This window comes from Mucilaginibacter endophyticus (assembly GCF_003351025.1).
GTDB classification, from domain to species: Bacteria; Bacteroidota; Bacteroidia; order Sphingobacteriales; family Sphingobacteriaceae; genus Mucilaginibacter; species Mucilaginibacter endophyticus.
Map to the genome: position 1 here is coordinate 1 of NZ_QPCG01000001.1, position 13,397 is coordinate 13,397.

General features: G+C 43.8%; 13 protein-coding genes. 6 read left to right on the forward strand and 7 right to left on the reverse strand.

Annotated elements, in window-relative coordinates; all coding sequences use genetic code 11:
• Positions 1 to 577: 577 nt before the first annotated feature.
• A complete protein-coding gene (locus tag DUL71_RS31820) occupies positions 578 to 817 on the forward strand; it encodes a hypothetical protein (protein ID WP_154402286.1) in 240 nt (79 codons plus the stop codon).
• A 343-nt stretch (positions 818 to 1,160) separates the two neighbouring features.
• Here DUL71_RS31820 and DUL71_RS00010 read toward each other — a convergent pair whose 3' ends face one another.
• The 3 genes from DUL71_RS00010 to DUL71_RS00020 form a co-directional block, all read right to left on the reverse strand.
• Positions 1,161 to 2,114, reverse strand: coding sequence for an acetyl-CoA carboxylase carboxyltransferase subunit alpha (locus tag DUL71_RS00010; RefSeq protein ID WP_114936208.1), 954 nt, complete (start codon positions 2,112 to 2,114; stop codon positions 1,161 to 1,163).
• A gap of 47 nt (positions 2,115 to 2,161) precedes the next feature.
• Positions 2,162 to 2,665, reverse strand: coding sequence for a hypothetical protein (locus DUL71_RS00015; RefSeq protein ID WP_114936209.1), 504 nt, complete (start codon positions 2,663 to 2,665; stop codon positions 2,162 to 2,164).
• 416 nt (positions 2,666 to 3,081) lie between these two features.
• The gene (locus tag DUL71_RS00020; protein WP_244228668.1) at positions 3,082 to 4,836 is read right to left on the reverse strand and encodes a family 43 glycosylhydrolase; all 1,755 of its coding nucleotides are present in this window, start codon (positions 4,834 to 4,836) and stop codon (positions 3,082 to 3,084) included.
• A 186-nt stretch (positions 4,837 to 5,022) separates the two neighbouring features.
• On the opposite strand from DUL71_RS00020, the gene DUL71_RS00025 reads away from it, so the two are divergent.
• A complete protein-coding gene (locus tag DUL71_RS00025) occupies positions 5,023 to 7,107 on the forward strand; it encodes a beta-galactosidase (protein WP_208645455.1) in 2,085 nt (694 codons plus the stop codon).
• On the opposite strand, the gene DUL71_RS00030 is transcribed toward DUL71_RS00025, so the two are convergent.
• Positions 7,108 to 7,476 (reverse strand): hypothetical protein, encoded by a 369-nt coding sequence (locus DUL71_RS00030; RefSeq protein WP_114936210.1) that lies wholly within the window; start codon positions 7,474 to 7,476, stop codon positions 7,108 to 7,110.
• An 887-nt stretch (positions 7,477 to 8,363) separates the two neighbouring features.
• Complete coding sequence (gene tnpA / locus DUL71_RS00035; protein WP_114937411.1) at positions 8,364 to 8,825, reverse strand: IS200/IS605 family transposase; 462 nt, start codon at positions 8,823 to 8,825, stop codon at positions 8,364 to 8,366.
• A gap of 120 nt (positions 8,826 to 8,945) precedes the next feature.
• On the opposite strand from tnpA, the gene DUL71_RS00040 reads away from it, so the two are divergent.
• From DUL71_RS00040 to DUL71_RS00050, 3 genes are all read left to right on the forward strand, one after another.
• A complete protein-coding gene (locus tag DUL71_RS00040; protein WP_161964347.1) occupies positions 8,946 to 9,512 on the forward strand; it encodes a pentapeptide repeat-containing protein in 567 nt (188 codons plus the stop codon).
• Positions 9,513 to 9,678: 166 nt separating this feature from the next.
• Positions 9,679 to 10,404, forward strand: coding sequence for a M23 family metallopeptidase (locus DUL71_RS00045; RefSeq protein ID WP_161964348.1), 726 nt, complete (start codon positions 9,679 to 9,681; stop codon positions 10,402 to 10,404).
• On the forward strand, positions 10,401 to 11,162 hold the full coding sequence (locus DUL71_RS00050; protein ID WP_114936213.1) for a DUF4846 domain-containing protein: 762 nt from the start codon (positions 10,401 to 10,403) through the stop codon (positions 11,160 to 11,162). Before DUL71_RS00045 ends, DUL71_RS00050 begins: the two co-directional genes overlap by 4 nt.
• Positions 11,163 to 11,353: 191 nt before the next feature.
• Here the strand turns inward: DUL71_RS00050 and DUL71_RS00055 are convergent, their stop codons facing one another.
• Complete coding sequence (locus DUL71_RS00055) at positions 11,354 to 12,373, reverse strand: aldo/keto reductase (RefSeq protein ID WP_114936214.1); 1,020 nt, start codon at positions 12,371 to 12,373, stop codon at positions 11,354 to 11,356.
• Positions 12,374 to 12,463: 90 nt separating this feature from the next.
• Complete coding sequence (locus DUL71_RS00060) at positions 12,464 to 12,760, reverse strand: GIY-YIG nuclease family protein (RefSeq protein WP_208645456.1); 297 nt, start codon at positions 12,758 to 12,760, stop codon at positions 12,464 to 12,466.
• 301 nt (positions 12,761 to 13,061) lie between these two features.
• Here DUL71_RS00060 and DUL71_RS00065 point away from each other — a divergent pair, with 301 nt between their 5' ends.
• Positions 13,062 to 13,388, forward strand: a complete 327-nt coding sequence (locus DUL71_RS00065) for a hypothetical protein (protein ID WP_114936215.1) — start codon at positions 13,062 to 13,064, stop codon at positions 13,386 to 13,388.
• Positions 13,389 to 13,397 lie beyond the last annotated feature (9 nt).

The following is a 13,397-nucleotide window of genomic DNA, read 5'->3' on the forward strand; positions in this document are numbered from 1 at the left end:
GCGGATACCGGCCCGCGCTTAAGGCCTGCAGGCGTATGAGCGTATAGCCCGGCCGAAGGCAACGCCCATTATATTATTTAATAATTCCCGGACAAATGGTAATGCTTCGACAGAATCCGGGTGTAAGGTTTTAAGTTAAGGAGAATGGTATAGGGTTATCGCAGTATAGCTATTAAAGAGGCTGGCGAAAGAAACGGAAGGCGGAAGTTGCGTACCTCTGGCACACTAAAAATTTGCTATATCTTGCTTCTACAAACCTTTTGCACCTCTGGTGCAGCCTGTCAATCTCTTAACTTAATGACATTGGCCTCAGGCACACAAAATGCCGCTTGTTTTATTATATAAACTTTTGCAGCTATAGTGCTACCCGAAAAACTTACTATGCTCCTGCAATTATTTAATTATAGATTGTTTTGCCGTTTTTGCCCGACACTTACTGATGATCGGGTATCATAAAATTGATAGGATATTATACATACCGAACCAACAAAAATTACAAGTTAACGCACATACTTTTTATTGTGGTAATAATAACTTAGAATCATTTTTTTATGTTTGCGCTTCCAAAAATAGCCTCATGGAATTTGAAAAATTAGCAGCCCAAATTAAATTAGAAATAGCCAAACTGGATACCACCCCTGAGCTTGATAAGATCAATAAAGCTTTCGACGAGAAGATCCGTAAAGTGGAGGAAGCCCGCCGCGAAAAGCTGGCTACCGTGCCCGATAACAATGTGGAACGCAAAAAGCTAATTGCGGCACTGGAAGCCCTCGGCGAAAAATATGTTGAACCGGCTAAAAAGAAAAGCAAAGAGTAAGCGTACGGGCTCAAAAAGAATTTTAAAAGGTCTGCCGGGTTTCGGCGGGCCTTTCTTGTTTATCGGCGGTGAGGTGTCCGTCCGCCCCCGGGGGATGGGGTATTGCGGCCAGTTGCTGCCATCCCGCCACGTCCCCCCTGAACTCACCAACATCATTGCGAGGCACGAAGCAATCCCCGAATTACGGAGCAGCTGTAGGAGGATCTCTCTGTGCAGTTCGCGATTGCTTCGTGCCTCGCAATGACGTGATAGAGGAGATGCCATAGGGGTATTCGGTAAAATCTGCCTATAAACAACAAGAGCCGCCTTTTAGGGGCAGCTCTCTTGCTATCAAAAAAATATCTTATTCGTTAACCACACCCATTGAGCAAAATTTGTCGATACGCTCGGCTACAAGCTCATCGATATTGCGTTCTGTGAGGATTTTGAGGTCTTTTAGTAATTGTTTCTTCAGGATGCCGGCCATAGCAACAGGATCCTGATGTGCGCCGCCAAGAGGCTCTTTGATCACGCCGTCAATAAGCTTGTTTTTTAACATCTCTGTCGAGGTTAATTTAAGTACTTCGGCTGCACGTTCTTTGTTTTCCCAGGTTTTCCAAAGGATGGTTGAGCAGTTTTCGGGCGAAATCACCGAATACCATGAGTTATCCAGCATCAGCACCTTATCGCCAATACCAATACCCAACGCACCGCCCGATGCTCCTTCGCCAATGATAACACAAATTACGGGAACTTTCAATACCGACATTTCGAGCAAATTGCGGGCAATGGCTTCACCCTGACCGCGTTCTTCGGCCTCTAAGCCAGGATACGCTCCCGGAGTATCTATCAGGGTAACAACCGGCTTGTTGAATTTCTCGGCCATTTTCATGAGCCTTAATGCCTTGCGGTAACCTTCGGGGTTTGCCATACCGAAGTTGCGGTACTGGCGCTCTTTAGTATTACGGCCTTTCTGGTGACCGATAAACATAACGGTTTGGCCATTCAGCGTGCCGAAGCCGCCAATGATGGCTTTGTCATCGCCTACAGTACGATCGCCATGCAGTTCAATGAAATCATCACACATCAGCTCGATGTACTGCAGGGTATACGGTCTTTCGGGGTGACGCGAAATTTGTACTTTTTGCCAGCCTGAAAGGTTGTTGTATATATCTTTTTTCGCTTCTTCCAGCTTGCCTTCCAGTTCGGCAACGGTTGCCGACATGTCGAGTTTGTTTTTTTCCTCAACCTGTTTCACCTTCTCTATCTGCTGCTGTAGCTCAGCCAGTGGTTTTTCAAAATCAAACGTAATCTTCATACACTTTATTTGGAGGCGCTAAATTAAGCAAATCAAATGGTATATTTTCAATTATGAACGTTGAGTGTTTCTAACTTGGTAATTTGCTGTGGCGCAAGGGCGTTTCCGGTACTTAAACAGGCCTGTAAAATGGCATTCCGGAGCTCTCCGTAATACAATCCCGAGCGGTTGGCGTAAAATATAATACTGCCATTATCCGTTCCTTTTTTCATTAGCTTATCAAGCGTGGTTTCGTTAGTTACTATAAAATTGCCCATCTCTATCCGTTTGCGGTGCAGCTCGGTAGCTATAGCGGTTATTTTGGTAACCTGTACGGGGCTCAGACTAAGCTCTTTTTTAAACTTCAATGAGGCATCGGGCATGGGGTAATGGTTAAGCCGGGCTACCTGCTCAATATCGTCAAATAAATACTCGCCGGTAATTAGCTGGGTAAACTGTTTATCATTAAGTGTTTTTATGGGCGATTTTTTCAGGGTGCTATCGGCTTGTTGGGCTTTGGCAGTAATGCCGAGCATTACGGTTATAATGATAGGGAGGATGGTTTTTAGCATGGGGGAGTTAACGCCTTATGTTAAAGAATATTTGAATATGTAAGATGCTGTTTAAATATACATTCATTGCCGTTGGTTTTAACCAACGGTAAAAAAGCAAAAAAGGTCTTGGCTTTAGCCTAATTATACAAGCGGATTTAGGCTAAAGCCTCTTTGAATTGCTCATTATCCCGTTGGTTAAAACCAACAGCAATGAAGTTACCTATCCGAAAACCATATTTATTAACTTAAAATAGCTTCTAAGAAACGCTAAATTTAGCAATAATCTTATACGATGCATAGTTTACTCACCCGGTCTGTGCTTCGCTGGACCACCCTCTCTTCGCCTTTGGCGGAAAGAAGGTAGGTAGTAAAAAATCCCCCTCTTTGCGAAGCAAAGAGGGGGACGAGGGCAGCGATGTCGGGGTGAGTCAACATTACTCTACTTTCAGAACCTTTGTTCTTGCCGAAATGCCGTTTTCATTAAACGCTTCTATCTGAAAATAGTATGGCAGGCTTTTATCCATTCCATTAAAATAGTATTCGTTTTTGCCGTAAACCATCATGCTGTTGTACAGTTTATCGGGCGCTATACCGAAGTAAACGGTGTAGCCTGTTGCATTATCATTAGGTTTCCATTTAAGCCAGGCGTTACGGCGCTCACTATCGCCACGCAGTACTATCAGGTTTTGTACGGTATCGGGCTTGGCACCGGCACCTTTGCCAAATACCCTTAAGCCGGATAGGGCAAACTTACCTGTTGGCATGTGCAGGTTCACCATTTTTATATAGCGGGCTTTGGCTGGGGTTTTTAGTTCGATGTAATCGTGGGGTACATCTTTACGGTTTTTACTTTTGTCGATAAGGGGCTGCCATGTTTTGCCGTTGATGGATGAGTAGATGATGTACTGGTGATATACGCCTAATGATTTACCCATAAACTCCGCATCCTGGTCGGCATAGTTTATCTGTATGGCGTTTACCGTGCTAACCTTGCCCAGGTCGGTTTTAAACCATTCGCCTTTGTTGGCTGTTTTGGCGCTCCAGTAGGTTTTGATATCCTCATCCACAGCGTTGTTGGCGGCATAAGCGCCAAGGGTTGACGAAACCTCGGCAGGTTTATTGTAGTTGAGGATCATCCAGCCGGTGAAATTGCTTTTCAGATGATCTTCGGGCCCGTTGGATAAGTAGTGCGGATAATCGCCATAGGCAGTGTTGCTGTACAGCACACCATCCTTATCAAATCCGGCAGGCCAGAAACCGATGCGGCGCTCAAAGTTATTTTTTACCGAGATGCCCATGGTGCTGATATGCCAGTAATTGCCATACTTATCGGCCCAGGTAGCGCCATGACCTGCGCCTTTGGCAAAGCCACCGGGTTTGTATGAGAATGGGTTATGCTTTTGATAAGTGAAAGGCCCAAGCGGATGATCGCCCACAAAAACGCCATCGCCGTAGCCACTTTGCTCGGTACCGGGAGCGCCAAATTGCAGGTAATATTTGCCTTTGTACTTGTTCATCCATGAGCCTTCAATAAACGGCAGCAGGAATACGTTATCATTATGTTCGCCAAAACGCTCCCAGCCATGCTCTTCGGGGTTAAGCTTTACCATCTCTTTTTTAGGGCCAATAGGCTCGAAGGTATGCCTGTCTATCTCCTGCCCGTAAAGCGGCAGCGTATTGCTGGAACCATGATAAATATAAACCCTGCCATCATCATCGGCAAACATACCGGGATCCCATGCGCCTACTTTAAAATAGTCTTTAGCTGCTTTCCAGTCATCATGCGTAGGGTTGGTGCTCATCCATAGGGTAAAATCTTTATTATAGGTAGATCCTATCACCAGCAGGGTATCGCCCAAAACCAATGTAGCGGGTGCGCAAAGCTCATCGCCCTTTACTTCATTATACGGGCGGACGAATTTGCGGTAAACAAAGTTCCAGTTCAGCATGTCATCGCTCCACCAGTAACCAAACTGGTTAGTCGAGAACAGGTAATATTTACCTTTAAAAAGGGTCATGGTTGGGTCGGCAGTGGCGCGGTGCTTACCCCAACCGGCAAAGGTTTCGAAGGGGGTATAACCATAATCAAGGTTAAGCGGGTTACAATAAGTAAGGCGCTTTTGTTGCGCATTGGCGCTCATCGCGCAGCAAAACATCAGGATGAGCAGGGTACGGGTAACTGTTTTCATAAAGGATATTAACAGGTTATAATGGTATTACAACAGGGCGCTAATATCAGTTTTTAAACAGCAATAAAAATGTTGTGTACTACTACATCTGTTTCACATCATAAAATATTTTATTAATGTGTGTTAAAAATACAATTAATTCGTACTTTCATCAGCGCAAGCCAATTATCTTAAATACTGCTTTTTATGAACAAGAAATACCTGCTGTTCGTTATCGCGCAAATAGTTTTTGCCGCGTCTGCGTTTGCTCAATATCCTAAAATGGATAAGCTGCTTTACGGGGTAGCTTACTATGACGAATATATGCCTTATGAAAGGCTGGAAAAGGATGTGCAAATGATGAAAGCCTGCGGCATTAACGTGGTGCGCATTGCCGAATCGACCTGGAGCACGGAAGAGCCACAGGACGGTGTTTTCGATTTTACGCATATCGACAGGGTATTAAACGCCATGCAAAAAGCCGGGATCCGCGTTATTATAGGTACGCCAACCTATGCCGTACCTACATGGATGGTAAAAAAGCATCCCGAGATTCTGGCCATTACCCCATCGGGCCAAAACCAGTACGGGCCAAGGCAAAATATGGATATCACTAATAAAGATTATCGTTTTTATGCCGAGCGTGTTATCCGAAAGATTATGGAGCATGTGAAAGATAACAAGGCGGTGATAGGTTACCAGGTAGATAACGAAACCAAATCGTATGGAACGGCAGGGCCAAATGTGCAGGCGCTGTTTGTTAACTACATGAAGGCGAAATATAAAACGTTGGATAACATTAACCACATTTTTGGGCTCGATTACTGGAGTAACCGCATTAATAACTGGGACGACTTTCCATCGATGGTTAATACTATTAATGGTAGTCTTTCGTCGGAGTTTGCCAAGTTTCAGCGCCAGCTGGTTACCGATTATTTAACATGGCAGGCCGCCATAGTGCGCGAATATAAACGCCCCGACCAGTTCATTACCCAAAACTTCGACTTGGAATGGCACGGCTATTCATTCGGTATCCAACCCGATGTTGATCATTTTGCAGCAGCCAAAGCTTTGGATATTGCAGGCATAGATATTTATCACCCCAGCCAGGATAAACTTACCGGCGTGGAAATTTCTTTTGGGGGCGATGTAGCCCGCTCCATGAAAGGCGGTAAAAATTATCTGACTATCGAAACCGAGGCGCAGGGTTTTCCGCAATGGGTACCATATCCTGGTCAGCTGAGGTTGCAGGCTTTTAGTCACCTGGCATCGGGTGCCAACATGGTAAGCTACTGGCCATGGCATTCTATCCATAACTCTGCCGAAACTTATTGGAAAGGTTTGTTAAGCCATGATTTTGAACCCAACCCGGTTTATGACGAAGCTAAAACGATAGGTAAAGATTTCGACAGGTTAAGCAGCAAGCTCATCAACCTGAAAAAGAAAAACGATGTAGCTATCCTGTTCAGCAACGAAGCGCTAACCGGTTTTAAAGCTTTCGGCTTTGGCTGGGGAACACGAACCGGCTATAACGATGTGTTACGTCAGTTTTATGATGGCCTGTATCACATGAACGTGGGCTGCGATTTTGTAGACCCGACAAGCAAAAACATTGAAGACTATAAACTGCTTGTAGTGCCCCTGCTGTATGCCGCGCCCGATAGCCTGCTAAAACGCCTTAACGCCTATGTTAAAAACGGCGGGCATATCATTTATACCTGTAAAAGTGGCTTTGCCGATGAAAATGTAAAGGTGCGCACTACGCATCAGCCGGGCATTATTGACGAGGCTTGCGGTATTTACTACAGCCAGTTTACCGAGCCAAGCAACGCTTCATTAAAAGTAGATGATTGGAACCTGAAACCCGAAGATAAAAAGCTAAACACCTGGATGGAACTGATCACCCCAACCACAGCCAAAGTATTGGCTTATTATGATCACCCGGTTTGGGGTAAGTATGCGGCCATTACTCAAAACAAATATGGCAAGGGGGTAGCTACCTATATTGGTACGCTCACCACCAGCGCTGTTACTGATAAGCTGCTTGCCGACGAGATAAAATCCATCGGCTTATGGGGGGCCGATCAGCAAATAGCCTGGCCCGTTATCACCAAACAAGGGGTAAACCAGGGTGGTAAAACGGTGCATTATTATTTCAATTATTCGGCCAGTGAAACCAGCTTCACCTATCCTTATAATAATGGTAAAGAGCTGATATCAGGTGATAATATCAGCAAAGATGCCAGCCTAAAACTGGAGCCCTGGGGCATCAGGATCATCGAGGTAAACTAATTACGGGTTAACTTTCCGGGTACAGCGAAGAAGGATTAACGCGATGAGGCCGATAAAGCTAAAGGCGCCCAAAATCCAGTAGCCCGTCACTTGCGATGGATTCACCGTTTTTTGGTCGGTAATTTGTTTAACACCGGCATCGCCGCTGGGTACGCTGGTTTTATCGCTATCCTGCAAAGTGCCGGTTCCCGTACCCGATACGATAGCCGTTCCGGGTGCGCCCTGGCTTACCCCGTTTCCGGCACCAGCGCCATTGGCTTTAGTGGTAGCTGATGATGTATCTTTTGATGATTGTGCCAAAACCGGGACAGTAGCGCCTAATGTTAATCCCAGTAACACCGTGGCCAGTTTTATCTTCAATGCTTTCATAGCGTATAGTTTTGATACGGGTTAGTTAAAACAATAGCTGTGCCAGTGATGGGGGGATAGATATTTATAATCACATTTTAGAAGTTGTGTACCTACGGCACACTATGAAATATTATTTTGTTTTCTACAGACCTTTTGCACCTCTGGTGCAACCAATCATGCTATTAACTTCTAATGCCGTCAATCAATTTCTGTTTTGTGATTGTCCCAGCGAGTAATTGAGTTAAGCGAAATCTCCCGGAAGGAAGTAAAGGTTTGTAGCAATAGTATATCCAAAAACACCCGTGCCAGAGGTACGGAACGCCGGAGTTGTGTACCTCTGGCACACTAAGAATTTTATTTGTTTTGTTTGTACAGACCTTTTGCACCTATGGTGCAATTAATTAGGTTCTTAAATCCTGTCGTAGCCAATCAATCTCTACGTTGTGATTGTCCCAGCGGGACAACAGGTCTGTAGAATATGTTATCACANTACACAACGAATTTTATTATTTGTTTTCTACAGACCTTTTGCACCTCTGGTGCAACCAATCATGCTATTAACTTCTAATGCCGTCAATCAATTTCTGTTTTGTGATTGTCCCAGCGAGTAATTGAGTTAAGCGAAATCTCCCGGAAGGAAGTAAAGGTTTGTAGCAATAGTATATCCAAAAACACCCGTGCCAGAGGTACGGAACGCCGGAGTTGTGTACCTCTGGCACACTAAGAATTTTATTTGTTTTGTTTGTACAGACCTTTTGCACCTATGGTGCAATTAATTAGGTTCTTAAATCCTGTCGTAGCCAATCAATCTCTACGTTGTGATTGTCCCAGCGGGACAACAGGTCTGTAGAATATGTTATCACAGATATTTCAGAGCTCCATAGGAGCTCCACTTATAAAGCATTTTATTCTGGCAATTTGAAAATGTATTGCTCATCAAACTCGATATTAAAATCCTTTAAAATCTGTTGATATTCTTCTAAAAATGTTTTCCTTTTATGATGCTCTTGTTGATTTGCAATGTAGTTGGCAACCTTACTTACTTGGGATCTGCTGTGACTAAAAGCACCATACCCCTGCTGCCATTGAAATTTGCCGTGCGTTAATCCTTCTCTGTTGATCCACTCAGATGAATCACTTTTGACTATTCTTATCAAATCCGAAATTGCCTGGTTAGGATTTAAGCCTACAAATAAGTGTAGATGGTCTGGCATGTTATTAATGGCGATGATTTTATGTTCTTGTTTTTGAACAATAGAAGTTATGTATTGTCGTAATCTTTCTGCCCATGTTTCGTCAATTAAAGATGCACGATATTTTACCGCGAATACAAAATGGATATATAATTGGGTATAGGTGTTTCCCATGTTTATTGATAAGGCTAATAAGTTAAAATCAACAGTAGGTTTCAACTCAAACATACATTTTTTCTTCAAATCGCTTGCTACCCGGGGGGCATGTTACTGTTAAACTTTACATTTGCTACCATGCAAACCCTACCCTTCGAAGACCAAACTTTTACTAAAATAACTGCCGGGCAGCTCACCGGCGCTACTTACGAAAACTGCAAATTCATCGGCTGCGACTTTTCTAACGCCCAATTTGCGGGCATCACTTTCGTTGATTGTTTGTTTGATACCTGCAACCTGCTTCTTGCAGAGTTAGGAAATACCGGTTTGCAAAATATCCGCTTTAAACATTGCAAAATAAGCGGGGTAAACTTTGGCAAGGCAAACGACTTTTTATTCGAGGTGCATTTTGAGGATTGCATTTTGGATAATGCCGTGTTTTACAAAAAGAAGAACAAAAAGGCTACATATACCGATTGCTCCATGATCGAAACCGATCTGACGGAAGCCGATCTGACCGATTGTAAATTCAACAACTGCAATCTTAAAAACGCGTTCTTTAGTCGCACCATACTTAAAAATGCCGACCTGAGTACGTCTTATAACTTCATTATTGACCCGGATGATAATATCATCAAGAAAGCGAAGTTCTCGCTTCATGGTTTGCCTGGGTTGCTTAATAAATATGATATCCGGATAGGGTAGCAATATTTAAACGTCCCATCAGGGTCTCTCAGAGAGGACCCTGATGTATACGCCACACATCTTCGCTATTCCTAATATCCTATTGAATACTTAATTAAAATGTGATATCCGGATAGGTAGCAATATTTTATCTGTTTATTAGTTAATGTTGTTGATTATAAACCTTATGCAAAAACTTATCCTGTTTTTTTCTTTGTTATTGGTAAGTACCGGAGCTTTGGCTCAGCGCGATACAGCTGCTTTCACCAAATTCAACAGTTTTAATAACGCGGTTTTAAACGGCGGCATAAAAAAGGCGGAGGCGCAGAAGCAATTCGATATGGTATTAAAACGAATTGCTTTACTTGAAATGCTGCGTGCCGAATTCATTCAGCCCAAACTGCAATGGGTATTCCCGCTTAAAGGGTATAACAGCAGCGCGATAGGCGGCACGCACGGGAATGGTTATTTTGATAAAGGTTACCGTTATCTGGATGGAAACAAACACGGCGCTCATCCCGCCCATGATATTTTTATTAATGATAAAAACCAGGACTATATTGATGACCATACCGGTAAGCCTGTTGATGTGCTTAGTGTTGACGATGGCTGGGTGATAGCCTGCTGTAACGAATGGGAATCAAACAGTAATATGCGGGGCGGCAAGTTCATCTGGATCTATCATCCTAAGGCGGCTGTTTTTACCTATTATGCCCATAACAGCGCCATTTTTGTTAAGCCTGGCAGCTATGTTACGCAGGGGCAGAAAATTGCTGAGGTTGGCCGTACAGGTTATAATGCTTATAAAAAACGTTCGCCAACGCACCTGCATTTTTCGGAATTTAAACTGGTTGACGGGATCCCCGTACCTTATAATCCATATGAACAGTTAAAAAAAGCCCGAACACTATGAAAGTCCTGATTGTCTGCCTGCTGCTGCTTTTGAATATCAACATTGCCCCACCTCCGGATAATGTAGTTAAAAGATTTGCAGTACCCGCAGGCTATCATCGTATCCCGGCCTCGCCCGGTAGTTTCGGGGCCTGGCTACAGGCTTTGCCTTTAAAACCTGCAGGTACGCCAACTAAAACTTACAAAGGGGATATTGCCCGGACGGACGTTTACACTGCCGCGGTTATCGATATGAGCGTGGGTAACCAGGACTTGCAACAATGTGCCGACGCGGTAATGCGCTTACGTGGCGAATACCTTTATCAACAAAAAAAGTATAGCGATATTTCTTTCAACTTCACCAGCGGTTTTAAATGCGATTATGAGCACTACGCCAAAGGTTACCGCTATAAAAATGACCATTGGGTTTTAAAAGCCAAACCCGATTATTCATACCAAACGTTTTTAAAATACATGAACCTGGTGTTCAGCTATGCAGGTACTATATCATTGCAAAAGGAGCTAAAAGCGGTGTCAAACCCTAACGATCTTAAGCCGGGAGATGTATTTATCCACGGCGGTTCGCCTGGGCATTGTTTTATTGTGCTGGATGTGGCGGAAAACGCAGTCCATCAAAAGCAGTTTTTACTGGCGCAAAGTTTTATGCCTGCACAAAACATCCAGGTGCTGCAATATGGCTCACCATGGTTTACGATGGATCAGCACAGCGGAATACTTTATGGGGAGCTTATCAGCAAGAATTATTTGAAGCGGTTTTAGGGCATCAATAAATATCAAATTGTCATTTCGACGAACCGGTTAGGGAAAGAGCAGGGGGGAGGAGAAATCTTATACGCCATGCTGTAAAACGCTTAACATCTTAACATGATGTATAAGATTTCTCTTTCGCCCCTATGCTCAAGTCAGCCCTCGCTCAATCGAAATGACATTTTATATAAGGCAAGGGGTAATTACCTTTTCTCCACCCTGTCATAAAACCCGCCAAAGCTGTTCATTTTTACAGCATCCTCATTAAAAAAATCGCCTGGGAAACCTAATTCTATGGCGCTTACCTCATTAAGCTTTTTGAAATGTTCGGGAGATAGTTTGGTATCAATTGCTTTCAGGTTATCCTTTAGCTGGTCAATTTTAGTGGCACCTACGATGGGGATACAGCTGAAATCCCTGTCCATCATCCACTGTAGGGCAACATGACTTTCGGATACGCCCAGGTCGGCAGCTATGTCAACAACGGCTTCGGTGATAGTTTGCGCCCTGTTGTTACGGCGGTTACTTTCAGCTTTTACACGGCCTTGTTCGCCACGCAGGTATTTGCCTGTTAAAGCGCCACCGGCCAGCGGGGCCCATGGAGTAACTGTCATGCCATAGTGTTTCGCCATCGGGATCAGCTCACGCTCTGCCGTGCGGGCCAGCAGGCTATACTCAACCTGTAAAGCAATGAACTGGCTCCAGCCCATCAGTTCGGCCAGGGTGTTTCCCTTTGATACTACCCAGGCTGGAGTATCACTGATAGCTGCATAGGTTACTTTGCCTTGTTTAATGAGGTCGTCCAGGCCGCGCAACACCTCGTCAATAGGGGTGATGTTATCCCAGATGTGCAGGTACAGCACATCAATAAAATCGGTTTTTAAGCGCTTAAGACTTTCCTCCACACTGCGCATCATGTTTTTGCGGTTATTGCCCGACGCGTTGGGATTGGTGGTGTTATCTTTTAAAGTGTATTTGGTTGCCAGCACAAAATAATCACGATCATGATTGCCCAGGTATTCACCAATGATCTTTTCGCTGGTACCCAGTTTGTATACGTTGGCGGTATCAATAAAATTGCCGCCTGCTTCGGCAAAGGCATCCATAATGGCAAAGCTGGCATCCTTTTCGGCTCCCCAGCCACCTTCGGTACCAAAACCCATAGCGCCCAGGCATAGTTCAGAAACTTTAAGGCCCGAGCGGCCCAATAATTTGTAATTCATATATGGTGATGTTTTGTGTATTATTAAAAAAATATGTCATTGCGAGCGGAGCGTGGCAATCTCGTAGCCAATGCATTACAACTGTACAGATTAATCATACCAGTCGATACTTAAATCTCCCCAGGATGGATTAGTTGCGATTATCAAATCAATTTTCTTTTGTCTCGATCCTGCTTTTAACTGCTTTTCTCTGGCTATAGCATCATCTATCCATTGAAATTGTTCAAAGTAAACTAATTTATCGCATGAGTACTTAGCCGTATAGCCCTTATATGCCTTTCCCTTGTGTTCTAATATCCTATTATGTAAATCACTCGATACACCTACGTATAATGCCGTATTAGCTTTGTTTGTTAAAATATAAACGAAGTATTGGTGTATTTGCATTAGATAAGGCGTTGCACGAATCTAAAATATTGCTCAGGGCTTTGCAATTATTGTTTAAATTATATCATAGCTATGGTTATAAAACTCATGTCATTGCGAGGAGCAGCATGGGGAAGGAGCGAGGGGGCGACGTGGCAATCCCGTAGCCATTGCATGTACGATCTGTATAGCTACGAGATTGCTTCGTCGTTCCTCCTCGCAATGACATATTATAATAGCCTAATTGGGTGCGAAGCTCGTCTTCCCAAACAATCCCCCGCTCTGTTTTGTACTATTTAATACATCGCTAATATACCAAATTATGAAAATCATCACCCTTCATACCGACATCGACATTAATCAACTGTACCTGCTACTACACGAAAAACTGAACACCTTGTTTCATGAACAACGTCAAAGCGACTTAAATTTTACAGTTGAGCGTAAAGGCGAAGAAGTGACCATTTCGTTACCTGCTGTTTATGATGGCGTTTTGTTTAGCATTGCGATCAATGGTCATGAACTATGGATCACCCGTAATGAACATTATGTAGATGATGTAAATTCCCTTACTGTTGAATCAATCCTGAACGACCTGTTTGGTAATGTAGCAGGTGATTTGGGTACAGATCTGGTGCAGGAGGGATAAATACGCTAA